Origin of the sequence: Patiriisocius marinus (assembly GCF_008974325.1) — a bacterium.
Lineage (GTDB): Bacteria > Bacteroidota > Bacteroidia > Flavobacteriales > Flavobacteriaceae > Patiriisocius > Patiriisocius marinus.
Map to the genome: position 1 here is coordinate 985,036 of NZ_BKCG01000001.1, position 24,151 is coordinate 1,009,186.

Sequence of the window (24,151 nt, forward strand, 5' to 3'; positions counted from 1 at the left end):
GCAATATTAAAAGAGGATAAATTTCAAATAAAGTATTGTTTTATTGAAACATTATATAGCTAAAAGCTACTAACTCGAAATACATATTCATTATTTATTATGAAACATTTTTTACTTTTTATTTCCTTATGTGCCATCGGTATTAGTTATGGTCAAGAACAAACTATTACAGGAGTTGTAACTGCTGAGAATAATAAAATTCAAGGCGCAACAGTATCGGTTAAAAACTCTTTTAATGAAACTGTAACAGATAAAGATGGAAAATTCTCACTAAAAGTTTCTGATGATGATAATGTTCTGGAAGTTTTTTACTTCGGTTTAGAATACAAAGAAGTTTCAATTAATAGAGGGCAGATAATGAATATTTCTTTACAAAGGGATGCGGAACTTTTAGAAGAAGTACTCTTAGTTGGAAAGGTTAAAGAAAAAGAAGAGCTTGTAGAAACGGCTTACGGGAAACAGAATAAAAAAGCCCTTGGGTACTCCGTGGGTCAAGAGCTAACTGAGGATGATATTTTACCTTCAGACGTAAATACTTTCGAATTATTGCGAAAAATGCCAGGGGTTGAAGTGTATGGTACTGCAGGTTTAGGGCAATCAGTCTTGTTTACAAAAAATAAAAGTATTACATCGGCTCCTCCTGGGGTTTCGGTTGATGGGGCTGTTTTCGATCAAAGTGTTTTAGCTTCAATTGACCCTTCAGCTATTACCTCAATTAAATTATTAAAGTCCTTAAATTCCACGCTTCGATATGGTCAATTGGGAGCAGGGGGAATGATTTTAATTACGACCAAAGTAGGTGGTGGGGGTAAAATTTCGGTAAAAGAAAAAGTAAAATCTCTTCAGGTCAAAGGCAATGAATATGTAGAGAATTTGCAATTAATAGAAAACTATAATTCCAAAAGTAATTTTTTAGTTGAACTTGAAAAATCAACAACTTTCGAAGAAGCAAACAATTTATTTTTATCGAAGAAAAAAACTTCTGCAGGAAACTCAGTTCCTTTTTATATGGAATCTTCAGATTACTTTAAACGATGGGATAAAGAATACTCGTTAGAGATTTTAACGAATATCGCCAAAATGGCTAAAAACAATCCAAAAGCATTAAAAGCTTACGCGTATAAACTTGAGGAGCGTGGAGAGTTTAAAAAAGTAGTGAGCATCTATAACCGGATTTTAGCTTTGCGACCAGACAGTGCACAAGCGTATCGTGATTTAGCTTTAGCTTGTGAGGCTGCGGGAGATTATGAAACAGCATTTACCCTATTTTATCAAATTGTGTATAATAAAATCCCAAATGTGGATTGTACCGGTATTCAGGAATTAGCGTATAATGAATTTAGACACTTGTTAGCATTTCATAAATTGAAAGTGCCTTATAAAACATTGCCTAATGAAATGTTAACCGTTGGGTATAAACAAGATATCCGTATTGTGGTTGAATGGACAGATGCGCCAGTAGATTTTGATATGCAATATGTAAGTCCTGATAATAAGTTTTTTGCGTGGAGCCATACAAAGTTTAGTAATCAAAAACAACTTGAAGATGAGGTGAAGTCTGGATATGCTGTTAAAGAACAAATTATCGATGATGCTAAAACAGGAAAGTGGTTAGTGAATTTACAATACTTTGAAATGGAGCAGTCTAAAAACCCAACGTATATGAAATATACTATTTTCCAAGACTATGGTTTGCCTTCTGAAACAAAAACTATTAAAGTAATTCCTTTATTTACAATTAATGACAAAGTTACTATTGACACTTTTATCAACGACTGATTTATTTATTTCTCAGTAACGTGTTCTGCGATAAGTTTTTCAACTTTAGCTATTAATTCAGTATGGTTGGCATATGCCGAAACTTTAATTGCAGGATGAACAAGATGCTTTAGATGAACACCAAGTGGCATAGGAAACATCCCATATCGCTGAAGTTTCCATGAATTATTTACACTTATAGGAAGTATGTAAGCATCTGGCATTTGCTCTAACAGCGTAAGTAAACCACGAACCTTAAAAGGCTTTGGATTCCAGTCTCTGCTACGGGTTCCTTCAGGAAAAATCACTACACTTCTACTAGTTTCTTGTGCGTATTTTCCAATACGTATTATCTTTTCGGTTGCCTCCTCTGGTTTTTTTCGGTCAATTAAAACTGACATCCCGTGTCGTAGATTATACGAAATAGAAGGAATTCCTTTACCAAGTTCTTTCTTTGAAACAAATGCAGGGTGTAGTTTTCTTAAATACCAAATAATAGGAGGAATGTCCCACATACTTTGATGATTAGAGACGATAATGAGTGGAACACCTTTTGGTATTTCTCCTGTTATTTTAAAACTGAAACGAGTGCCTAATATATTTAAACAGCGTAACAAGAACCAATTTAATATATCAACAGAGTCCTTATGTGCTTTATACCCAAAAACATTAAAACAAATCCATTGTATGGGGTGGAATACTACAATTGCAAACCCAAAACAAAGGTAAAAAAGTGCTGAAATGGGATAGTATAGTATTTTTAATAGCTTATTCATTAAAAGTCTTTAATCCTATAATAGGGGTCAAAAGTAAAAAATTCCATTTTGTAATTAGATGAAACCAATTACAAAATGGAATAATAGCTACAGTATTTTATTAATACGTAGTGTCGTTGTTGTCAAAAACTAGCAGTTCTCGTTAAAAGCACCTTTTAAGTTTTCGGCAATCATATCAGCTGGACGACCTTCAATGTGATGACGCTCAAGCATATGTACTAATTCACCATTTCTAAACAATGCCATTGATGGTGAGCTAGGTGGGAATGGTACCATTTGTGCTCTAGCCGCATCAACTGCTTCACGATCAACACCTGCAAAAACAGTTACTAAGTGATCTGGAGTTTTAGCGTTTTGTAAAGCCATTCTTGCACCTGGGCGAGCATTTGCTGCAGCACAACCACAAACAGAATTTACTACTACTAAAGTAGTTCCTTCTCTCTTCATAGCATTTGCTACATCGTCTGCTGTATGTAATTCTTCAAAACCAATTGCTGTAAGATCTTCACGCATTGGTTTTACTAATTCTGCTGGATACATAATATATTAATTTTAAGTATTTGTAATCTATATCTATACAAAGATAGTCAAATATGGAGTGGGAAACTTACAGTGTAAATTTGAAATTAGACCTTTAACTCTTATTTAAGATTAAGCCCAATTTATTAATGTTGTAACATTTCAGCAGAAAGCTTTACTTATCTTTGTAACACAACAGTAAATTTAATTTATGTTTAGTATTGTAGGGGCCATTATAGGCTATTTAGTGTATCGATTTCCAGGAGCAATTGCAGGGTTTTTCTTAGGAAGTATGATTGATCAAATGAATGGTTCAAAAGGACAACGTACCAAAGGTGGCGGCGGAATGGGTGAAATTTTTAGACAGCAAACTCAACGTGGAAGCACCGTATCTCCTGCAGATTTTGAGTTAAATTTACTTTCACTTGCCTCTTTTGTGATAAAAGCTGACGGTAAAGTGAGTCAAAGCGAATTAGACTATGTTCGTCAATATTTTGTTCAGGCATATGGCAAAGAACGAGCGAATGCTACTTTTAAAGTATTTAACGATGTTATTAAAAAACGTGATATCGACGCTCAAAGAATAGGGATGATGCTTCGTGCAAGAACCCGTTATGAATCTAGATTACAGATTTTACATTTTCTCTTTAGCATTGCAAATGCAGATGGAACTGTTTCAACTTCTGAAGTGAATGTAATACAGCAAATAGCCGGATATCTTTCTATTCAGATGGCAGACTTTAATAGCATTAAAGCAATGTTCTTTAAAAATCCTGACAGTGCATACCGTATTTTAGAAATAGATAGAACTGCAACAGATGCCGAAATTAAAAAGGCATACCGTACAATGGTTAAAAAATACCACCCAGATAAACTAGTTGATATGGATGAAGCATATCGTCAAGGAGCGGAGGTAAAATTTAGATCTGTGCAAGAAGCTTACGAGCAATTACAAAAAGAAAGAGGTTTCTAAAATTTTCTAGCTTTTCATTCAGAAAGATGTCTTATTACTATTATTAAAGCAGCTAAATAATTTATTTTCGATTCAAAATAGAAGTGTAATCTTCTATTTTTTAGTTGCTTAAGTCTTAATTTTTAGCCTAGGCTAAAAATTAAATCACTATACTTCAAAAAATAGTTTTACTTTTGTCTCTATGTATTCATTAGCAGAAGAAAATTATATAAAATCTATTTACCATTTACAGCAAGAAGTTGGTAAAGAAGTAAGTACAAATGCTATTGCAGATATGATGGAAACAAAACCATCGTCTGTAACTGACATGGTGCAGAAGCTAGCTGATAAAAAAGTGCTCTCTTACCGAAAGTATAAAGGCGCAAAACTTACTGCAGATGGTGAAATTATTGCAGCAAATATTATTAGGAAACACCGCCTTTGGGAAGTTTTTCTTGTAGACAAGCTTAAATTTCATTGGGACGAAGTACACGAAATTGCCGAGCAATTAGAACACGTTCAAAGTGAGGAATTAATAAAACGCTTAGATGCTTTTTTAGGAAGTCCTGCATTTGATCCACACGGTGATCCAATCCCTGATGCAAAAGGAAACTTTAAGAAAACAGAGAAAAAGTTATTGTCTGAATTAAAGAAAAATCAAAATGGCGTCTGTGTTGGAGTGAAAGAAACTAGCCCTGAGTATTTACAATATTTAGATAAAAAGAACATTAGTATCGGTACGAAAATTTCGGTTAAAGGGAAAGAATTTTTTGATGGTTCCATGGTTATTCAAGTAGGACGAGATCAGTTTTTTATCTCTAAACAAATAGCTGAAAACTTATACATTCAAACCACATAAATGATTTGAATGAAAAAGACTTTTACAATTTTAACTTTATTATTTACAGGCTTTCAGGTACTTGCTCAAGAGGAAACTCCAGAGATGATTACAGATCGTCCAGATGCAACAGAATCACCTACACCAGTCCCAAAAGGATTTTTGCAATTAGAAACTGGAGCATATTACAATTCATTTGAAGAGAATACTATTAAAACTGAAACTGTAGGGTATAACACTTCGTTATTTCGATACGGATTATTAGATAACTTTGAATTACGACTTGGTGTTAACTTTGAAGAAACACGTTTTAGTATTAATGATGTTGAGAGTGATGATGTAGCCAGTGGTTTTTCGCCTTTGCTGTTTGGTTTTAAAATAGCAGTTTTAGAAGAAAAAGGATGGGTACCAGAAATAGGTATTTTAGGTCATTTGTATTTGCCATTTACCGCGGGAGAAGATTATAAACCAGAAACAACAGGAGCCGATTTTAGATTTTCTTTCGCTCATATACTTTCTGAAAAATCTAGTATTGGTTATAATTTGGGTGCACAGTGGGGTAATGACTCTCGAGAGTTAGCATATGTCTATACCTTGAGCTATGGTTATAGTGTTTCAAAAAAAATTGGAGTTTATGCTGAGGTTTATGGTGATTTGCCAGAAAACAGTCAGGCAAACCATTTTTGGGATGCAGGATTAACATATTCTATAAAACCAAATATACAATTAGATGCTACGATAGGGAAAAGCATTACAGAAGGACAGGATTTATTATTAAGCACAGGAGTAAGTGTGCGATTACCAAATTAAAAAATATGAAAAAGATAACACTACTAATAATGCTTATTGCATTAGTGAGCTGTAAAAACGAGACGGAGGATACAGGGAAGTTGAAAATAGTTGCAACTACATCCATGATAACTGATATTGTTAAAAATATTGGTGGAGATTTTATAGAATTACAAGGTTTAATGGGTGCTGGAGTTGATCCCCATTTATATAAAGCAAGTGAAGGTGATGTAGCAAAACTGTATAATGCAGATATTATTTTCTATAATGGATTGCATTTAGAAGGGAAACTTGTAGAAGTTTTTGAGAAGATGGAACAAACTAAAACTACCATTGCTTTAGGAGAATCACTTCCGAAGGATCAATTAATAGGTTCGGAGTATTTTGCTTCAAACTATGATCCACATGTATGGTTTAATATTCAGTTTTTCAAGCAGTTTGCTATGACTGTTACTGAGCAGTTGTCTAAAAAAGACCCAGTAAATTCGGTAAATTATATTGCAAATGAAAAAGCATACCTTGCTAAATTAGATGCTTTAGAAACGGAGGTTACTGCAACAATTGCCACATTGCCTGAAGAAAAAAGAATTTTAGTAACGGCACATGATGCGTTTAATTATTTTGGAAAATCCTATGGATTTAATGTGGTAGGCTTACAAGGTTTGTCTACAGCAACTGAAGCAGGAGTTCAGGACGTACAGCGTTTATCAGATTTTATAATCGAAAATAAAGTAAAAGCAATCTTTGTAGAAAGTTCGGTTCCGCGTAGAACAATTGAAGCGCTGCAAGCAGCTGTTTTGTATAAAAACCATGAAGTAACAATAGGCGGTTCTCTTTTTAGTGATGCTTTAGGAAATACTGGAACAGAAGAGGGAACATACATAGGGATGTTTAAATCTAATGTCAATACAATTGTGAATGCATTGAAATAATTAAAAATGATTTTCGCATACGCGGAAATGTGATATATGAATCAAAAGATAGCCATACAAGTTGATGATTTAACGGTTGCTTATAATTATAAGCCAGTTCTGTGGGATATTGATCTTATAGTTCCTGAAGGTGTATTAATGGCCATAGTAGGTCCCAATGGTGCAGGAAAATCAACGCTTATTAAATCGATATTAGGTATTATTGACCCTATTGCAGGAAGTGTAACTATCTATGATAAGCCTTATGCAAAACAACGTAAATTAGTTGCCTATGTACCTCAAAAAGGAAGTGTAGATTGGGATTTTCCTACCACTGCTATTGATGTGGTAATGATGGGAACTTATGGAAGTTTGGGGTGGATAAAAAGACCCGGAGCAAAAGAGAAAAAGGCATCCTTAGAAGCATTAGAAAAAGTAGGAATGTTGGCATTTAAAAACAGACAAATTAGTCAGTTAAGTGGTGGGCAACAACAACGTGTTTTCTTAGCAAGAGCATTAGTCCAAAATGCATCTATCTATTTTATGGATGAACCATTTCAAGGAGTAGATGCAACCACCGAAATAGCCATCATCAATATTTTAAAGGAATTAAGAAAAGCAGGTAAGACCGTAGTTGTAGTGCATCACGATTTACAGACGGTACCAGAATATTTTGATTGGGTTACTTTTTTAAATGTCAAAAAAATAGCAACAGGTCCTGTGAAGGATATATTTAATGATGATAACTTAACTAAAACATACGGTATCAATTATAAAGTAGCGGTAAGTAAATAATCGAAATATGATACCTTTTAAAATATGATTAGCTGAACAAATGACAATTACTGAATACTTTCAACTTCTTTTTACAGACTATACCTTACGTACAATTACGTTAGGCACTGCGGTATTGGGAGCTATTTGTGGTATGCTTGGAAGTTTTGCGGTGTTGAGAAAACAAAGCCTACTTGGAGATGCAATATCGCACGCAGCTTTGCCTGGAATTGCTATTGCATTTCTAATTACCGGAGCAAAAGACACAAATGTATTATTACTTGGTGCACTAATAAGTGGACTAATTGGTACTTTTTGGATTAAAGGAATGACTACTAAAACGCACTTAAAAAGTGATACGGCATTAGGTCTTGTACTGTCTTTGTTTTTCGGTTTTGGGATGTTATTATTAACCTATATTCAGAAACAACCAAATGCAAATCAAGCAGGACTTGACAAGTATTTATTTGGTCAAGCAGCAACACTAGTGGTAAGTGACGTTTGGTTAATGACCTTTGTAACAGGATTAGCATTAATTATTCTATTACTTTTTTGGAAGGAGTTTAAACTGATGCTCTTTGATGCGGATTACACTAAAACTTTAGGATTCAACACACGATTTATTGACATTACAATCACCTTTTTTATAGTTTTAGCAATTGTGCTTGGATTACAAACAGTGGGAGTTGTATTAATGAGTGCAATGCTTCTAGCGCCAGCAGCAGCAGCGCGTCAATGGACAAATAAATTAAGTGTCATGGTGTTTCTCGCGGCTGTGTTTGGTGCATTTTCTGGAGTTTTCGGAACAGCTATTAGTGCAACACAGAATAACCTGTCTACAGGACCGGTTATAGTTTTAGTAGCGAGTGTTTTTGTAGCGTTCTCGTTTATATTTTCTCCAGGTAGAGGGATTTTATTTCGTCAATTGCGTTTCAGAAAAAATAGAAGAGAGTTGGAACTTAAAAAAACATTGCAAATGATGTTTGGTATAGCTAAAACTCACGAGAATGTTTCTCACCCTCACTCAATTAAAATATTAAATAATTTTCAAGGATTCACAAAAAAGACAATTCGTGAAATTGAAGAAAAAAAGTGGATAACAATAACTGGACAAGAATGGGCCTTAACGCAAAAAGGCTTTGACGAAGCAGAAAATATGTTCAATAAAAGTAGTGATGATGAGTAGTCCACAAATAGAAATCCAAATTATTGCAGCTGTTGTAGCAGTGGCTTGTGCAATTCCAGGGGTATTCTTGGTATTGCGTAAAATGGCACTAATTAGTGATGCAATTAGCCATTCTATTTTACCAGGTATTGTATTGGGTTTTTTCATAACACAAGATTTAAATTCGCCATTATTAATTATCCTTGCGGCTCTTTCAGGAGTTATTACTGTAGTGTTGGTAGAACGAATTCAAAAAACTGGACTAGTTAAAGAAGATACTGCAATTGGGTTAGTATTCCCTGCATTGTTTAGTATTGGAGTTATATTAATTGCCAAAAACGCAAACGATGTACATCTCGATGTCGATGCTGTTTTGCTTGGAGAATTAGCATTTGCTCCTTTTGATAGATTGATAATGAGTGGTGTAGACATGGGACCCAAATCGCTATGGATTATGGGTGTAATATTGTTAATTACAATTACATTATTATTGTTGTTTTTTAAGGAATTGAAAGTAAGTACGTTTGATATAGGGCTATCTTCAGCATTAGGTTTTTCGCCTGTAGTTTTACATTATGGGCTAATGACTATATCATCTATTACAGTGGTTGGAGCTTTTGAAGCAGTAGGTGCAATATTAGTAGTAGCTTTAATGATAGCGCCAGCTGCGACAGCTTATTTATTAACATCAGAGCTTAAGAGGATGCTGTTTCTGTCAATTTTCTTCGGAATCTTTTCAGCGATTTCTGGGTATTGGTTAGCGCACTGGCTTGATGCATCTATTGCGGGTTCAATATCAACTATGTTAGGTTTTGTTTTTTTATTAGTGTACTTATTTGCACCAAGTAAAGGGCTTATATCCGTAATGTATCGACAAAAACAACAACGCACAGAAGTTTCATTATTAACTTTTCTGTTGCATTTAAATAATCATACGGAAGAGGAAGAACGCCACATTAACCACTTAAGAGAGCATATTAATTGGCAAAAAATAAGAGCGAATACTGTAGTCGATCTTGCTTTAAAAAACAATATGATTTCGGTTGAAAAAGAGCTAGTGAGTTTAACTGAAAAAGGAAAAAATTTCACAGAAACAGCCCTTGACTATATCATTACCAATAAGGATGAAAAAATAGAACACCTTAAGGAAGACTTCTTCTTATTTAGAGGTTAATGAAACTCGGCATAGTTTTTACAGTCATTATAGAAACATCAATTATGAAATACATTTTTACACTAGCGTTTATTTTTCTTTCAAGTTTCGGCTTTGCCCAAAAATCTGTTGAGGTACCTACTATTGCTTTTAAAGTTCCTTTAGGCGAAACAGTGCAATTAGATAATGTTGCTTTTTCTTTAACCGAAATTTTAGAAGATTCAAGATGTCCAAGTGATGTTACTTGTGTGTGGGCAGGAAGAGCGAAAGTTTCAGTAGATATTGAAATAAATGGAGAAGCAATTAGTTCAAAGGTTATAACATTTCAGAATAGTAAACAGCATGTTTTATTAGAGACAGATACTCATCTTTATCGTGCCGTAAAATTATCGCCGTATCCTACATCTGCTACTAAAAACACAATGGTTTATGAGTTGCTTATTTCAGCAAGTCCAAAAGAGATTGAGTAGTTTAGTGACAGCCACAATTAGAGCTACCACATTTTGTTTTACCACCATCTAAGGTGTTTGGAAGCACCTTTTTCTTTTCGATAATAGGTGCGATTATAAATTTGTTAAGGACATATCCTACAGCAATAATAAATGTGATAAAAACTAAAATTCCTTGTATCATATTAATTGATTATTATTTCCACAGTTGTTCCTTGTGGGTTAATTAATTTTGGCACTAAAACGTGATACGTCACATTTGGCGCCTCGGCTGTTGCGTTAAGTGTAAAGGTTACTGTTAGTGACACCGAATTTGTATTACAATCCTCCACAGCTTGATATACAATTGAGTCGAAACCATTTGATAATCCTTGCTTACCAATAATTAAATCGTAAGTTTCAAAATCTATTAATGGATTACATTCACTTTCTGTTAATGCTTCAAAAGCATCTTGAGAACTCAGTATTGTAAAATCGTCTTGTAGATTTACATCGAGCTGATATGGTGTGTTCGTGCAGCCGTATTCAGTTTCTATACTTGTCAAATTCACGATGGTATCTTCACAATTAGTATCGTCATCATTTCCACAAGAAATAACAAGCATTAGTAATAGCAAAGCCGAAATTTTAAAAACATTTTTCATAGTCCTATTATTTTAAAAATTGGTAAGCTCCAAGGGCTACAACATATGCAATAGCACTCATTACAAATAATTGCCACATAGGCCATTTCCAACTATTTGTTTCACGTTTTACAATAGCAAGTGTACTCATACATTGCATTGCAAAGGCATAGAATAATAATAATGAAACTCCACTGGCAAAATTAAATAGTGGTTTTCCATTTGCTGGGTTGATCTCTGCTGCCATTCTGTTTTTAATTGTTTCTTCTTCGTCGCTTCCTACACTGTAAATTGTGGCAAGAGTTCCAACAAAAACTTCACGAGCTGCAAATGAACTTACAAGTGCAATTCCTATTTTCCAGTCATATCCTAAAGGTCTAACTGCAGGTTCAATTGCTTTACCAATATGACCTATGTAACTATTTTCTAATTTGAAAGAAGCTATTTTTTGATCAAGTTCAACTTGGGTAAGGTTATTCGCAATTTCTTGTTTCTGGACAATTTCCGAAGCCTTATTAAAGTTTCCAGGTCCGTATGATGCAAGTACCCATAGAATAATTGAAATTGCAAGGATAATTTTACCTGCACCTACAACAAATGATTTTGTTTTTTCAATAACTGTTATTGCAACATTTTTAAATAAGGGTAATTTGTAGTTGGGCATTTCAACAACAAAAAACGTTTTGCTTTTTATTTTTAGCACTTTATCTAATAAATATGCAGAGAATATAGCTGCTCCAAAACCTAATAAATACAAAAACATTAGCGTTAAAGCCTGTAAGCTAAATATTCCTAATACGCGTTGGTCAGGAATTACTAATGCTATTATTATTAAGTAAACGGGAAGTCTTGCAGAGCAAGTTGTAAATGGCGTTACTAAAATTGTAATTAATCGTTCTTTCCAGTTTTCAATATTACGAGTAGCCATAATTGCTGGAATTGCACAGGCAGTACCTGCAATAAGTGGAACAACCGATTTTCCTGAAAGTCCAAAACGGCGCATCACTCTGTCCATTAAAAATACCACTCTACTCATATATCCACTTTCTTCTAAAATGGAAATAAACAGAAATAGAAAAGCAATTTGCGGAATGAAAATAACAATTCCACCCAATCCTGGAATAATACCTTCAGCAATTAAGTTTGTGAAATCACCTGCAGGCATATTGTTTTTTGTCCATTCCCCAAAAGAAGCAAATGTGCTATCAATTAAATCCATTGGGTAACTACTCCAGTCGAAAATAGCCTGGAATATTAGCATAAGTATTGCAATAAAAATTACATAACCCCATACTTTATGCATTAACACTCTATCTAATCTGCTTCTTAAATCTTTAGCATTTGCAGTGTCTATAGTGAGTGTTTCTTTTAATACACCATTTATAAATTGATACCTTGCAATGGTTTCTTTTTGCTGAAGACGTTTAAGGTTAGAGATGCTTTCGGTTTTAAATGAAGCAACGCTACTCATTTCTTGGCGGTCAAGTTTACCAAAGTTAACATCTTGCGTAATTACTAACCACAGTTTGTATAAATCCTGATTAGGGAATGCTTTTCGAAGTCTGTCAAAATATTCTGGAGCAATTACCGATGCATTTAAACAAGGCTTTACAGATAATGTTTTGTAGTTAGTAATAAGTTCTTTTAAGTAGTCAAAACCTTCGTTTTTACGTGAACTGATAAGAGCTATTTTAGTTTCTAGTCGCTCTTCTAAAAGTTCAATATCTAGCGAAATAGCTTTACGTTTCATCCTATCTGCCATATTAACGGCTAGGATTGTAGGAATACCAAGATCTTTAATTTGGGTAAATAGAAGTAAGTTTCTTTTAAGGTTTTCAACATCGGTAATAACTACGGCAACTTCTGGAAAATCTTTGTCGTTTTTATTAAGCAAAAGCTCAATTACCACATTTTCATCTAAGGATGATGCATTAAGACTGTAGGTTCCTGGGAGATCTAAAATGTGTGCTTTTACACCACGAGCTAATTTACAAACTCCTTGTTTTTTTTCAACCGTGATACCGGGATAATTACCCACTTGCTGGTTTAGTCCAGTCAATTGATTGAAGACAGAGGTCTTTCCTGTGTTTGGATTTCCTATTAATGCAACGTTGAATTGTTTAGCCATACTTTGGCTTTGCTCAATTAACTGGCAAAGCTATTTTTATCTGCTAAAAGCAGTGATGTATTGTGTCTTGCTCTATTACTTATATAGTTCAGATTTAAAAATCTTTGCTAATTACTCATTTTCAATAATTTCAATCCTTATTTGTGCTGCAGTTTCTTTTCGAATTGCAAGATGACTACCATTTATGTTAAGATATAATGGATCTTGAAATGGTGCTGTCTGTACAAGTGCTACTTCATTGCCAGGAAGGCATCCCATCTCAAGTAATTTCAAAGGCACAACGTCCACTGAAAATTCCTTGATTATGCCACGTTGTCCTTTTTTCAAAGATGCAATTGTAATCATTTGTTATTTAGATTGATTTTAAACAAGCAAAAGTAAGTGATTTAATTCAGAATTTTGAATTTTCAAGTAGTAAGAATGAATGTAGTGAAGTACTTGTATGTTAAATTTTTGCAAATTAATACTTGACAAGTCCGAAGAAGGCTGTTTTTTTACCTTCATTTTGCAAAACATCAATATCATGTAATAGTCTATCGATTTCTTCTTCGAGTGTTCCATCGTAAAAACCTCGAATACGTTTTTGTTTGTCTACAAGAACAAAATTTTCAGTGTGAACTAATCCTAGTGGATCTTCAGGGTTTTCTTTTGCAGCGAGATATTGTTTTCTTGCAAGGTTGTAGATGGTAAGTTTATCGCCTGTAACTAAATTCCATTTTGAGTCGTCCACACCTTTTTCTATTGCATATTTTTTAAGTTGTGCAACGGTATCAATTTCTGGAGTTACCGTGTGCGACAAAAGCTTTACTTCTGGATTATTTACAATTTTAGATTGAATTGTCACCATATTATCTGTCATTATAGGACAGATGGTTTGGCAAGTAGTAAAGAAAAAATCTGCTACATATATCTTATCCTTATAATCCTCTTGTGTGATTGTTTGTCCGTTTTGGTTCGTCAAACTAAAATCTGCTACTGTGTGGTATTTCTTTTTATGCTGAATGGAAGGATCTACCATTTCGGCATTTACTTTAGAAGGAGCGTAAACAGGTAACGTTTCTGCTGGGTTTAAAACAGAGTATATAGCCGAAATAATTATAACTGAAAGCACTCCTAGAACAATTGCAAGAAATTTATATTTAGAAAAAAACTGTACCATTTTTATGTAGAATTAGTGAACGATTAATGGTTATAAATAGGATTACAAAATTACTATCTAAATGATTATTAACGTGGTTGAATGCTGTTAATATTTCGGCTTTGCCATAGCTGAAATCATATTTTTTTACCCTAATCAAATAGATTACTTTTGTCCGTTAAATTTAAACTGTTGCGTTATTATGGCAGCATCTTGTTTTAGGTACTGTTTTTGCGCTGCCTTACTAAAAAATTGATATTAATTTATTTTATTATATATGACTCCATTTGCAATTAAAGCAATACAATTATTATTGAGTTTATCCTTTTTAATAGTACTTCACGAATTAGGACATTTTATTCCAGCTAAATTATTTAAAACCCGTGTAGAGAAGTTTTTCTTATTCTTTGATGTAAAGTATGCACTTTTTTCAAAGAAAATAGGAGAGACCGTTTACGGAATTGGGTGGTTGCCATTAGGTGGTTACGTGAAGATTAGCGGTATGATTGATGAAAGTATGGATAAGGAGCAAATGGCTTTACCGCCACAACCTTGGGAGTTTAGAAGTAAGCCAGCTTGGCAGCGTTTAATAATTATGCTTGGTGGTGTTACGGTAAATATTATTGTAGGTTTTGTAATCTATATGGGAATTTTAGGATTCTACGGAAGAGATATTACTACAAACGAGCAATTGCCTAACGGATTTGAAGTTGACACCTTTTTTGAAGGTTTTGGTTTTCAAGACGGTGATAAAGTATTAAAAGTAAATGGCGAAATGCTTGAAAATGTAAAGATGATTAATTCATACTTGTTTTTACGTGATGTAGAAACAGTAACAGTACAACACGCTAGTGGAGCAACTGAAACAATTTCATTGCCTGAAGATATAGGTCCAATGATGTTTGATAATGATGTGCTAAAACCTTTCACACCAAGAGAAACGCCAGTTATAGGAACTGTTGGTTCTGCAGACAAATACCCGGCTGAAGCTGCCGGACTTAAAGTAGGTGATCGCATTGTATCTGTAAATGGCGAGCCTGTTACATTCTTTAGTGATTACGAAAAGTTAGTGAGCGCTAATGGATTAAAAGAAAATACAATTCTAATTTCTAGAAATGGTGTTGAGCAGACTATTACTGTTACTCCTAATGAAAATGGTGTTGTAGGGATTACAACGCCTACAAATACTGTTAGAAAAACATACACTTTTGGTGAAAGTATTACTGGAGGTATTTCTTACGGAGTGGGAGTTTTGAAAAATTATGTATCGCAATTTAAATATGTATTTACTGCAAAAGGAGCAAAACAAGTAGGTGGTTTTGGAGCTATAGGAGGCTTGTTTCCTGATACGTGGGATTGGTTAGGTTTTTGGGAAACAACAGCCTTAATTTCAATTATACTTGCTTTTATGAATATCCTCCCTATTCCTGCACTTGATGGAGGTCACGTAATGTTTTTATTATATGAAATGGTAACTGGAAGAAAGCCAAATGATAAATTTATGGAGTATGCTCAAATGGTAGGTTTCTTTTTATTAATTGGGTTAGTATTATTTGCAAACGGTAATGATATTTACCGCTGGCTGTTTAAAGGTTAGTAATGAGAAAGATAGTGTCTAAATGTTAATATGTTTAGATACACCGAAACTTTAAATGGAAATTATTTTGCATTTTTTTTAAAAATATTGTTCAAAGTTTTTGCAACAGATTAAAAATAATTTATATTTGCATCCGCTAAAGGCAATAGTCTTTAATTTTCTATATGAAATTCCTCTTTAGCTCAGTTGGTTAGAGCATCTGACTGTTAATCAGAGGGTCCTTGGTTCGAGCCCAAGAAGAGGAGCGAAATTAAAGCCTTCACAGAAATGTGAGGGCTTTTTTTATGGGTTATAGAAATTTTTTTTAGTGGCTATCTGTTAAGGTCTTGAAAGTTTTATGCTAGTTAGCAACCCCCGTAATTAAGAAAACTTATTTCTCTAACAACTCATTTATATCAACAAACTCTACTTTAATCTCAAGCTGTTCTTCAGTTGCAATTATCCCATTAAATTTAGTATCGAAATAAAATGGTTTAAAGTAGTAGTGTTTGCCTTTATAACTACCATAGTGTTCGTTTATCTCTAATTGTTTTAAATCCTTCAAGGAACATCCTACAGCCTTTAATAACGCTTCTTTTCTAACCCAAAACCAATAAAAATGGTCTATTGGGTTTTCAGCATCCATTATAGATTTCCATTCAAGTGCTGTGAATAGATATTTGAATAATTTTATATCTATAGATCTCTTCTTCTCAATGTCGATTCCAACTGAAAATGTGGTACCAAAAATGAGAGATACGTACCAATTACTGTGTGAAATAGAGAAATTATAATTCAAAAAACTAGGTTTTCCTTCTTCAGAATACTGTAATTCGTCTAATAATTTAGATGAAATATTATTTTTATTTAATACTTTTTTTAGTAGTAATCTTCCAGTCATAAAACAAAGGGAGCTTTCTAGATTTAAATATCTTTTTGCCCTTACTTTAAAAGGCTTAGCAAGTTTTTTTAACAACTGTTCTTTTAAGAAATGAGCGTCTTTATCAGGTAATTTTACGATCCATATTTTTTGCATCTACAAGTTTTAGAAAAACATTTATGATAAAATATCAAATAGTCTCATTTATAATTCCGTTTTTTGTGGTACCAATTTTTAAAAAAGGGTACCAATTAAACAAATGTAGGCGAATTATATGATTACCAAAGAATATATTATAGAAGTAACAACCCAACTTTATTTAAAAAACGGTGTGAAAGCTGTTACTATTGCAGATATAAGCAAGGAGTTAAGTACATCTAAACGTACTATCTATAATCATTTTTTAGATAAAACAGATTTAATGCAAGCCTGCATTGAACAATACTTATCTGTTATTAGAAGTAGTAATGACGAAATCATTAATACTTGTAGCTCTGCAATTGAAGCCATGGGAATGATTCATCAACAAATATTAAAAAGAGCAGATTATAGCAATGCAAATTTTTATAAGGATATACTTAAAAATTATCCTAGTGTCCTGAAAGACTCATACGTGAAGAATTCAGAATTTGCTTTTCGAGAATTACTTTATCTATCTAAATGGGGTGTTAAAGACGGGTTATTTAGAAAAGATTTAGATCCAGAAGTTACAATGGCAACTGTGCAAACACTTCTGAAATTATGTAATAACACAAAAAAATTTCCACCTGAACAATTTTCTAAAGCCAGACTTACAGAAGGTATTATGGTTACTTACTTAAGAGGATTATGTACTGAAAAAGGACTTTTGGAAGTTGAAAAACAAAAACATCTATACTTAATAGACTAGAACTATATGGACACTATTAACAGTTCACTTAAAAAAACGCCAGTAGCGATTATTGGTTTGTCTGCAATGTTTGCTGATGCAACCAATGTTGAACAATTTTGGAACAATATTATTAATCAAAAAGATAGTATTGTAGATGTTCCTGACTCGCGATGGAAAATAGAAGATTATTACGACGCAGACCCAAGAGCTGAGGATAAAACATATTGTAAAAAAGGAGGCTTTATTCCTGATGTAGATTTTAATCCAATGGAGTTTGGATTACCTCCTAATATATTAGAAGTTACTGATGCGTCTCAATTATTATCTCTTATAGGAGCCAGAGATGCATTTGAAGATGCTGGTTATGGAAGAAATTCAGATAAGTTTACAGCGCTTTTAAAAGAACGAACTGGAGTTATATTAGGTGTTGGTGGTGGACAGAAGTTAATCACACCACTTACTTCTAGATTACAAGCACCTATATGGGAAGCAGCTTTAAGAAGTAGTGGGATTAGCGATACTGATATTCCACACATCGTAGAAAAAATGAAGAAAGCATATATAGGGTGGAATGAGAATTCATTCCCTGGTATGTTAGGTAATGTTATTTCTGGCCGTATCACAAATCGTTTTGATTTAGGTGGTATTAATTCAGTAGTAGATGCGGCTTGTGCGGCGTCACTTTCTGCAATTAAAATGGCTGTTTCAGAATTAATTGAAGGACGTTGTGATATGATGTTAACGGGAGGTGTTGATACAGACAATTCTCCGTTTATGTATATGTCTTTCTCAAAAACGCCTGCATTTTCACAAAAAGGAAGTATTCGTCCTTTTGATACAGATTCTGACGGAATGTTGATTGGCGAAGGAATAGGAATGTTAGTTTTAAAAAGATTAGAAGATGCTGAGCGTGATGGAGACAGAATTTATGGTTTACTTACGGGAGTAGGTTCTTCTAGTGATGGTCGCTATAAGTCCGTTTATGCTCCACGACCTCACGGACAAGCTTTGGCTATGCAACGTGCTTATGACGAGGCAGGTTATGAAGCTTCTACAGTTAAATTAATTGAAGGTCATGGTACTGCAACAGGTGCTGGTGATGCTGCTGAGTTTGAGTCGATGTCAATGGTTTTTAGCAAAAGTAATGCTACAAAAAATCATATTGCTATTGGTTCTGTAAAGTCTCAAATAGGACATACAAAAGCTGCTGCAGGAGCAGCTGGAATGATAAAGACAGCCTTAGCATTATATCATAAAGTGCTGCCTGGAACAATTAACGTTACGAAACCTCACGAAAAATTCGGGATTGAAACATCTCCTTTTTATGTGAATTCTGAAACGCGCCCTTGGTTTAAAAATGGTGTTCCACGAAGAGCAGGAGTTTCCGCTTTCGGTTTTGGAGGTGTCAATGTGCATTTTGCCATGGAAGAATATGAAAGTAAATCTTCATTTACGGATAGAGTTCATAAATCTTTTGAAGGTATATTCATAAAAGCTGCAAATGCAACAGACTTACAAACGAGTCTTAAAAATACTATTGACGTTTTAAAGTCTAATGAAGCAACAACAGCCTTTTATAATTTAAAAAAAGAATCAAAGAATGGAACTGCGTTAGAAAATGAAGCACGTTTAGGTTTTGTTGTAGAATCTTTAGACGATTGTATTTCTAAATTAGAAATAGCAACTAAGCAATTAGAAAATAATAAAGATGTTTGGTCGCATCCAAAAGGTGTTTTCTTTAGACCATACGGAATTTCTAGCACAACAAAAATTGCTTCATTATTCTCTGGTCAAGGATCTCAGTATGCTAATATGGCAAAAGAGGCGACAAGTAGTTTTGAAACAATACAACAAACTATCGCTAATTTTGATGCTAAAAAGGAATATAATTTAGCAAATAAAATATATCCAAAACCAGTATTTACAGATAAGGACAAAGCAACTTTAGAGAAAAATATAACAAGTACTGATATCGCTCAACCTGCAATTGGTGCAATAAGTTTGGGTTATTACAAGGTATTTAAAAACGCAGGTTTTGTAAGCGATATGTTTGCAGGACACAGTTTTGGTGAGCTTACGGCACTTTGTGCTTCTGGCGTATTAAGCGAAAGGGACTATATAACACTTGCGATTGCTCGCGGAAATGCTATGGCAAGTAAAAATGCAAGTGGTGATGCTGGAACTATGCTAGCTGTCAAAGCGGCTGCTTCAGAAATTGAACCAGTAATTGCTGCGATTGCAGGAGTTTCAATTGCAAACATCAACTCTTCAAGTCAAATAGTTTTAGGCGGAACAACAGAAGGGATTACGAAAGCTAAAACAGTTTTAGACGCTAAAAAATTCCGTTCTATTTTACTTCCGGTGGCTGCGGCATTCCACACGGATTGTGTTGGTCACGCTCAAAAGCCTTTTGAGAAAAGTATAAACACTATTAAGTTTTCAAGTCCAGCAATCCCTGTGTACTCTAATTCTACAGGAAATCCGTACCCAACAGAGGCTACTAAAATTAAAGAAATACTAGGACAGCATATTTTAAATTCGGTTGATTTTAAAAGTGAAATAGAGAATATGTATGCTGCTGGAGCTAGAGTTTTTGTAGAGTTTGGACCTAAGTCTATTCTAACAAATATGGTAAAAGACATATTAAAAAACAAAGAGCATTTTGTCATTGCTACAAATGCAAAGGCTACTAAAAATAGTGATTTACAAATTAGAGAAGCTGCAATACAACTACAAGTTTTAGGTTGTAAACTAGATGCTATTGATAGTAATGCTAGACAAGAAAAAGCGCCACAAGCTCAGCCTAAAATGGCAGTAAAAATAGCCGGAAATAACTATGTAAGTCCTGCAACACAAAAAGCGTATCAAGATGTTTTAAATAACGGTTTTAAAGTTAGCGGAACAACAGAAGTTTACAAAACAGAAGAAGAAATTAAGGAAATTGAAGTTATCTCTGAAGTGATAAATGCAATTCCAACTTATACAAACGAAGACAGTAAAGAACAAGAAACCGAAGAAGATATGATGGTAGATGTTATAAAAAGTGCCATTGAAGGCATTAAAGAAAACCAATCTAAAACATTAGATATGTTCCAAACAATTTTGATGGAACAAAACAAACAAACAGCTCAATTATTGGGTCTTTTATCAGGGAATTTTTCCGCAGATCAAAATGTTTTAGAAGCTCCAAGTGCTCCTTTAAGTCTTGAAAATTCTGCTCCTGTTGAAGAAACTATAACTGCACCAATGACTCCTCAACCTTCAGAGGAAATTACGGCTCAAGAAGCTCAAACAATTGCAAGGCCTGCTCCAGTAGCGGTGCCCGTTGTTGAGACAGTTGCTTTTTCTGAAGGAAACTCAGAAATGCTAGATTTAATGTTAAGCGTTGTTGCAGATAAAACGGGTTATCCTGCTGAGATGTTAGAATTAAGTATGGATATGGAAGCCGATTTAGGAATCGATTCTATTAAACGTGTTGAGATATTTGGAGCTATTACAGAGCAATCAGATAAGTTGACCGATATCAATCCAAACGATTTAACGGAGCTTAGAACCTTACAAGAAATTGTAAATTATATTTCTAGTAAAGCGGGAATTAGTGCTACAACTCCTGTTGCAACAAGCCAAATAACAACACAAACAATTGCAAGGCCTGCACCTGTAGTAGCGCCAGTCGTTGAAACTGTTGTTTCTACTGAAGGAAACTCAGAAATGCTAGATTTAATGTTAAGCGTTGTTGCAGATAAAACGGGTTATCCTGCTGAGATGTTAGAATTAAGTATGGATATGGAAGCCGATTTAGGAATCGATTCTATTAAACGTGTTGAGATATTTGGAGCTATTACAGAGCAATCAGATAAGTTAACCGATATCAATCCAAACGATTTAACGGAGCTTAGAACCTTACAAGAAATTGTAGATTACATTTCTAGTAAAGCGGGTATTAGCGCAACTACTTCTGCCGCTACACCTGCTGCTGCAGCTACTGAAGTTGTTAGTAATGATTTATTTTCTGCACCAGTTGAGGAACTAATTAACGTTTCAGAACGGAATTCAGAGATGTTAGATTTAATGTTAAGCGTTGTTGCAGATAAAACGGGTTATCCTGCTGAAATGTTAGAACTAAGCATGGATATGGAAGCAGATTTAGGTATCGACTCTATTAAACGTGTTGAGATTTTCGGAGCTATCACAGAGCAATCAGATAAGTTAACTGATATCAATCCAAACGATTTAACAGAGCTTAGAACCTTACAAGAAATTGTAGATTACATTTCTAGTAAAGCGGGTATTTCAACTAAAAAAAAAAGTCTAAGTCTAGTATAGATTTAGATCAAAATAATATGGTGTGTGAGGAGAATACTTCAATGCAAGAATTCTCCTTGCCTACTAACTTTCATGGTGTACCAAGAAAATCAATTGGGCTAAAGTTTATTCCTAAAGTTGATGTTTTAGTACAGAACATTTCGGCATTAAAACCTGTAGTAATTACAGATGAAGGAAGCGATGTAACACTAGCTTTAAAGGCAAAGCTAGAAAGTGAAGGTCATAAAGTTATCGTACTACAATTCGATACTTTTAAAAAAAACAGCGCTATTAAAGACGGTGTTATTATTTCAGAAATAAGCGACCAAAACATTAAAATTGCTATAGATACCATCTTAGCTAAAAATGAAATTGGCTCTTTTATTTATTTACACCCACATTTCATTTTTTCTGGTCATAATTTTACCGAGCATTTTGCTGTAGAACGTTCTTTGTTAAAAGCTACTTTCCTATTAGCTAAATACTTACAAGCACCATTAAACGCTACTAGTAAAACACAACGAACTGCTTTTATGACGGTTTCTCGTTTAGACGGGAAATTTGGGATGGACAAGCGTTCTAATATTTCAATCATTGCAGGTGGATTGTCGGGTCTTACTAAATGTATGAATCTAGAATGGTCTCCAGTTTTTTGTAGAGCCATTGATGCAAAACCAGAATTATCTTCAGAAGAAATAGCAAACAACTTATTTTTAGAATTACACGATGCAGATGTTCGTTATGTAGATGTTGCCATCAATGATAATGGGCGTATGACCTATGATGTTGTTTCTAACGAAGTAGGCGCGACAGACACCTACAAAAAAACCGTTACAGACAAAGATGTATTTTTAGTTGCTGGTGGTGGTAGAGGCGTTACAGCTACTTGTATTAAAGAAATGAATATTTCTTTTAAATCTAAATTCATCTTGTTAGGAAGGTCTTCTTTGGATTTTGAACTACCCGCTTATGCTTTATCTGAAGCCAATCCTGCGGCGCTTAAAAAGGCTATTATGCAGGAAATGAAAGATAGCGGTGAGAACGTTTCTATCAAAGGATTAAACAGCACGTTTAACAAGTATGTTGCTAAAAAAGAAATTGAAGAAACGATTGCTAACATTAAAGCAAATGGCGGTGATGCCGTTTATGTTGCTGGAGATGTAACCAATTTAACCATCAAACCTGAATTGCTTAAAATTGAAAAGCAATGGGGAAAAATCACTGGAATTATACACGGCGCAGGTCGCTTGGCCGATAAGTTAATTCAAGATAAAACAGAAGAAATTTTTGACAATGTTACTTCGGTGAAATTGGATGGTTTATTAAACCTACTAAAAATGGTAAACATTAATGAGTTGAGACATTTAATTATGTTTTCATCTGTTGCTGGTTTCTACGGAAATGTGGGGCAATCAGACTATGCGATGGCAAATGAAATATTAAGTACTGCGGGACATTTGTTTAGTACAAATCATCCAAATACGAAAGTTACTGCCATCAATTGGGGAGCTTGGGAAGGTGGAATGGTGAGTCCAGAATTGCAAAAAATGTTTGAAGAAGCAGGTGTCTCATTAGTGAATCATCCTGGAGGTGCAGCACGTTTTGTTCAAGAATTAAACGGAGCGTATCACAGCCAACCACAAGTAATTATTGGAGGAACTTTACCGGCAGGGATTTCAGATATATCAGGAGATCTTAAGACCTATACCATAAAACGAAATTTAAGTTTAAAAGACAATGAGTTCTTAAATCATCACGTGATTCAAGGGAGTCCAGTATTACCAATGGTAAATGCTACGGCGTGGATGGCAGATTCTTGCGTAAAATTATTTCCAGATTATAAACTAGCAAGTATTGAAAATGTAAAACTGTTTAAAGGAATCGTTTTCGATGGCACTGAAAAGGAACAATATTTCACAGAAATTAAAGAACAAAGCAAAACAGATGAGCGCATAGTTTGTGCGGTTACTATTTACAGTAAAGGCGGAAAACTACCTTTAAATCACTATCGTTCTACAGTTGCTTTAGCCCGAAAAAGAAGTGAGAAACCTATATTTCAGACTCCTCAGTTAAAAGAAAACAAAATTGAGGGAGCTACTTTTTATAAAGATGGTTCTTTATTTCACGGTGCTTTTTATCAAGGGATAGAAGAGGTGATTGCTATGGACGAAGATCAGGTTTTATTAAAATGTAAAGCACCTTCCGTTTCTTTTGAAGACCAAGGGCAGTTTCCTAGTACAAGCCTAAATGCTTTCTTCTTAGATATTCAATATCAAGGTATGGTGGTGTGGGTACAAAAATTTCATAATGGAGCGAATAGTTTGCCTTTACAAACTTTAAAAGGAATGGTTTATGGAGAAATTCCTGCAGACAAAAGTTTTTATGTACATATAAAAATACAAGAAAATTCTGCAGCAAAAATGATTGCAGATTGCACGGTATTCGATGAAAATGGAGCGGTCTATTTATTTACAGAAGGAGCAGGTTTAACTGTTTCGGAAGGGTTAAAATGGTAATAAAATAGCGATTACTGTAAGCATACATTA

At 34.2% G+C, this 24,151-nt stretch carries 21 protein-coding genes and 1 tRNA gene; 14 read left to right on the top strand and 8 right to left on the bottom strand.

What is annotated here, in order from left to right; genetic code table 11:
- Positions 1 to 99: 99 nt before the first annotated feature.
- Entirely contained in the window at positions 100 to 1,779 is a 1,680-nt protein-coding gene (locus GBH57_RS04375) for a DUF2135 domain-containing protein (protein ID WP_151672827.1), read from the top strand.
- Between the two features lie 5 nt (positions 1,780 to 1,784).
- On the opposite strand, the gene GBH57_RS04380 is transcribed toward GBH57_RS04375, so the two are convergent.
- Positions 1,785 to 2,534, bottom strand: coding sequence for a lysophospholipid acyltransferase family protein (locus GBH57_RS04380; protein WP_151672828.1), 750 nt, complete (start codon positions 2,532 to 2,534; stop codon positions 1,785 to 1,787).
- A 129-nt stretch (positions 2,535 to 2,663) separates the two neighbouring features.
- A complete protein-coding gene (locus GBH57_RS04385) occupies positions 2,664 to 3,074 on the bottom strand; it encodes a BrxA/BrxB family bacilliredoxin (RefSeq protein ID WP_151672829.1) in 411 nt (136 codons plus the stop codon).
- Positions 3,075 to 3,264: 190 nt separating this feature from the next.
- Here GBH57_RS04385 and GBH57_RS04390 point away from each other — a divergent pair, with 190 nt between their 5' ends.
- The 8 genes from GBH57_RS04390 (at position 3,265) to GBH57_RS04425 (ending at position 10,105) form a co-directional block, all read left to right on the top strand.
- Positions 3,265 to 4,026 (top strand): TerB family tellurite resistance protein, encoded by a 762-nt coding sequence (locus GBH57_RS04390; protein ID WP_151672830.1) that lies wholly within the window; start codon positions 3,265 to 3,267, stop codon positions 4,024 to 4,026.
- A gap of 181 nt (positions 4,027 to 4,207) precedes the next feature.
- Positions 4,208 to 4,864 carry a metal-dependent transcriptional regulator gene (locus tag GBH57_RS04395; protein WP_151672831.1) on the top strand — a complete coding sequence of 219 codons (657 nt, stop codon included), beginning with the start codon at positions 4,208 to 4,210 and terminating at the stop codon, positions 4,862 to 4,864.
- 9 nt (positions 4,865 to 4,873) lie between these two features.
- Positions 4,874 to 5,653: a transporter gene (locus tag GBH57_RS04400; protein WP_151672832.1), complete on the top strand. Its 780-nt coding sequence runs from the start codon at positions 4,874 to 4,876 to the stop codon at positions 5,651 to 5,653.
- A gap of 5 nt (positions 5,654 to 5,658) precedes the next feature.
- The gene (locus GBH57_RS04405) at positions 5,659 to 6,564 is read left to right on the top strand and encodes a metal ABC transporter solute-binding protein, Zn/Mn family (RefSeq protein ID WP_151672833.1); all 906 of its coding nucleotides are present in this window, start codon (positions 5,659 to 5,661) and stop codon (positions 6,562 to 6,564) included.
- 36 nt (positions 6,565 to 6,600) lie between these two features.
- Positions 6,601 to 7,338, top strand: a complete 738-nt coding sequence (locus GBH57_RS04410) for a metal ABC transporter ATP-binding protein (RefSeq protein ID WP_151672834.1) — start codon at positions 6,601 to 6,603, stop codon at positions 7,336 to 7,338.
- A gap of 40 nt (positions 7,339 to 7,378) precedes the next feature.
- The gene (locus tag GBH57_RS04415) at positions 7,379 to 8,503 is read left to right on the top strand and encodes a metal ABC transporter permease (protein WP_151672835.1); all 1,125 of its coding nucleotides are present in this window, start codon (positions 7,379 to 7,381) and stop codon (positions 8,501 to 8,503) included.
- Complete coding sequence (locus GBH57_RS04420) at positions 8,496 to 9,656, top strand: metal ABC transporter permease (protein ID WP_151672836.1); 1,161 nt, start codon at positions 8,496 to 8,498, stop codon at positions 9,654 to 9,656. The genes GBH57_RS04415 and GBH57_RS04420 overlap by 8 nt, the downstream gene beginning before the upstream one ends.
- A gap of 44 nt (positions 9,657 to 9,700) precedes the next feature.
- Complete coding sequence (locus GBH57_RS04425) at positions 9,701 to 10,105, top strand: hypothetical protein (RefSeq protein ID WP_151672837.1); 405 nt, start codon at positions 9,701 to 9,703, stop codon at positions 10,103 to 10,105.
- A 1-nt stretch (position 10,106) separates the two neighbouring features.
- Here GBH57_RS04425 and GBH57_RS15975 read toward each other — a convergent pair whose 3' ends face one another.
- The 5 genes from GBH57_RS15975 to GBH57_RS04445 all read right to left on the bottom strand — a co-directional run bounded on the left by GBH57_RS15975 (position 10,107) and on the right by GBH57_RS04445 (position 13,994).
- Positions 10,107 to 10,268: a hypothetical protein gene (locus tag GBH57_RS15975; protein ID WP_161596064.1), complete on the bottom strand. Its 162-nt coding sequence runs from the start codon at positions 10,266 to 10,268 to the stop codon at positions 10,107 to 10,109.
- A 1-nt stretch (position 10,269) separates the two neighbouring features.
- Entirely contained in the window at positions 10,270 to 10,728 is a 459-nt protein-coding gene (locus GBH57_RS04430; RefSeq protein ID WP_151672838.1) for a hypothetical protein, read from the bottom strand.
- Between the two features lie 7 nt (positions 10,729 to 10,735).
- On the bottom strand, positions 10,736 to 12,835 hold the full coding sequence (feoB, locus tag GBH57_RS04435) for a ferrous iron transport protein B (RefSeq protein ID WP_151672839.1): 2,100 nt from the start codon (positions 12,833 to 12,835) through the stop codon (positions 10,736 to 10,738).
- 111 nt (positions 12,836 to 12,946) lie between these two features.
- Positions 12,947 to 13,180 (bottom strand): FeoA family protein, encoded by a 234-nt coding sequence (locus GBH57_RS04440; protein ID WP_151672840.1) that lies wholly within the window; start codon positions 13,178 to 13,180, stop codon positions 12,947 to 12,949.
- Between the two features lie 115 nt (positions 13,181 to 13,295).
- Positions 13,296 to 13,994, bottom strand: coding sequence for an SCO family protein (locus GBH57_RS04445; protein WP_151672841.1), 699 nt, complete (start codon positions 13,992 to 13,994; stop codon positions 13,296 to 13,298).
- A 256-nt stretch (positions 13,995 to 14,250) separates the two neighbouring features.
- Between GBH57_RS04445 and rseP the strand changes: the two genes are divergently transcribed.
- A complete protein-coding gene (gene rseP / locus GBH57_RS04450; RefSeq protein WP_151672842.1) occupies positions 14,251 to 15,570 on the top strand; it encodes an RIP metalloprotease RseP in 1,320 nt (439 codons plus the stop codon).
- 171 nt (positions 15,571 to 15,741) lie between these two features.
- Positions 15,742 to 15,815 (top strand) — tRNA-Asn (locus tag GBH57_RS04455).
- A gap of 125 nt (positions 15,816 to 15,940) precedes the next feature.
- Here GBH57_RS04455 and GBH57_RS04460 read toward each other — a convergent pair.
- A complete protein-coding gene (locus GBH57_RS04460; RefSeq protein WP_151672843.1) occupies positions 15,941 to 16,585 on the bottom strand; it encodes a 4'-phosphopantetheinyl transferase family protein in 645 nt (214 codons plus the stop codon).
- A 118-nt stretch (positions 16,586 to 16,703) separates the two neighbouring features.
- Here GBH57_RS04460 and GBH57_RS04465 point away from each other — a divergent pair, with 118 nt between their 5' ends.
- Genes GBH57_RS04465 through GBH57_RS04475 form a run of 3 tightly spaced genes read left to right on the top strand, consistent with a single transcriptional unit; the run spans position 16,704 to position 24,121 of the window.
- On the top strand, positions 16,704 to 17,318 hold the full coding sequence (locus tag GBH57_RS04465; RefSeq protein ID WP_151672844.1) for a TetR/AcrR family transcriptional regulator: 615 nt from the start codon (positions 16,704 to 16,706) through the stop codon (positions 17,316 to 17,318).
- Between the two features lie 6 nt (positions 17,319 to 17,324).
- Positions 17,325 to 21,626, top strand: coding sequence for a type I polyketide synthase (locus tag GBH57_RS04470; protein WP_151672845.1), 4,302 nt, complete (start codon positions 17,325 to 17,327; stop codon positions 21,624 to 21,626).
- A 41-nt stretch (positions 21,627 to 21,667) separates the two neighbouring features.
- Entirely contained in the window at positions 21,668 to 24,121 is a 2,454-nt protein-coding gene (locus GBH57_RS04475) for an SDR family NAD(P)-dependent oxidoreductase (RefSeq protein ID WP_235904641.1), read from the top strand.
- Positions 24,122 to 24,151: the final 30 nt, after the last annotated feature.

Bases quoted from the DNA above. Each gene is read 5' to 3' on its own strand.
- GBH57_RS04375 (WP_151672827.1), top strand. From the start codon at position 100: ATGAAACATTTTTTACTTTTTATTTCCTTATGTGCCATCGGTATTAGT.
- GBH57_RS04380 (WP_151672828.1), bottom strand. From the start codon at position 2,534: ATGAATAAGCTATTAAAAATACTATACTATCCCATTTCAGCACTTTTT.
- GBH57_RS04385 (WP_151672829.1), bottom strand. From the start codon at position 3,074: ATGTATCCAGCAGAATTAGTAAAACCAATGCGTGAAGATCTTACAGCA.
- GBH57_RS04390 (WP_151672830.1), top strand. From the start codon at position 3,265: ATGTTTAGTATTGTAGGGGCCATTATAGGCTATTTAGTGTATCGATTT.
- GBH57_RS04395 (WP_151672831.1), top strand. From the start codon at position 4,208: ATGTATTCATTAGCAGAAGAAAATTATATAAAATCTATTTACCATTTA.
- GBH57_RS04400 (WP_151672832.1), top strand. From the start codon at position 4,874: ATGAAAAAGACTTTTACAATTTTAACTTTATTATTTACAGGCTTTCAG.
- GBH57_RS04405 (WP_151672833.1), top strand. From the start codon at position 5,659: ATGAAAAAGATAACACTACTAATAATGCTTATTGCATTAGTGAGCTGT.
- GBH57_RS04410 (WP_151672834.1), top strand. From the start codon at position 6,601: ATGAATCAAAAGATAGCCATACAAGTTGATGATTTAACGGTTGCTTAT.
- GBH57_RS04415 (WP_151672835.1), top strand. From the start codon at position 7,379: ATGACAATTACTGAATACTTTCAACTTCTTTTTACAGACTATACCTTA.
- GBH57_RS04420 (WP_151672836.1), top strand. From the start codon at position 8,496: ATGAGTAGTCCACAAATAGAAATCCAAATTATTGCAGCTGTTGTAGCA.
- GBH57_RS04425 (WP_151672837.1), top strand. From the start codon at position 9,701: ATGAAATACATTTTTACACTAGCGTTTATTTTTCTTTCAAGTTTCGGC.
- GBH57_RS15975 (WP_161596064.1), bottom strand. From the start codon at position 10,268: ATGATACAAGGAATTTTAGTTTTTATCACATTTATTATTGCTGTAGGA.
- GBH57_RS04430 (WP_151672838.1), bottom strand. From the start codon at position 10,728: ATGAAAAATGTTTTTAAAATTTCGGCTTTGCTATTACTAATGCTTGTT.
- feoB (WP_151672839.1), bottom strand. From the start codon at position 12,835: ATGGCTAAACAATTCAACGTTGCATTAATAGGAAATCCAAACACAGGA.
- GBH57_RS04440 (WP_151672840.1), bottom strand. From the start codon at position 13,180: ATGATTACAATTGCATCTTTGAAAAAAGGACAACGTGGCATAATCAAG.
- GBH57_RS04445 (WP_151672841.1), bottom strand. From the start codon at position 13,994: ATGGTACAGTTTTTTTCTAAATATAAATTTCTTGCAATTGTTCTAGGA.
- rseP (WP_151672842.1), top strand. From the start codon at position 14,251: ATGACTCCATTTGCAATTAAAGCAATACAATTATTATTGAGTTTATCC.
- GBH57_RS04460 (WP_151672843.1), bottom strand. From the start codon at position 16,585: ATGCAAAAAATATGGATCGTAAAATTACCTGATAAAGACGCTCATTTC.
- GBH57_RS04465 (WP_151672844.1), top strand. From the start codon at position 16,704: ATGATTACCAAAGAATATATTATAGAAGTAACAACCCAACTTTATTTA.
- GBH57_RS04470 (WP_151672845.1), top strand. From the start codon at position 17,325: ATGGACACTATTAACAGTTCACTTAAAAAAACGCCAGTAGCGATTATT.
- GBH57_RS04475 (WP_235904641.1), top strand. From the start codon at position 21,668: ATGCAAGAATTCTCCTTGCCTACTAACTTTCATGGTGTACCAAGAAAA.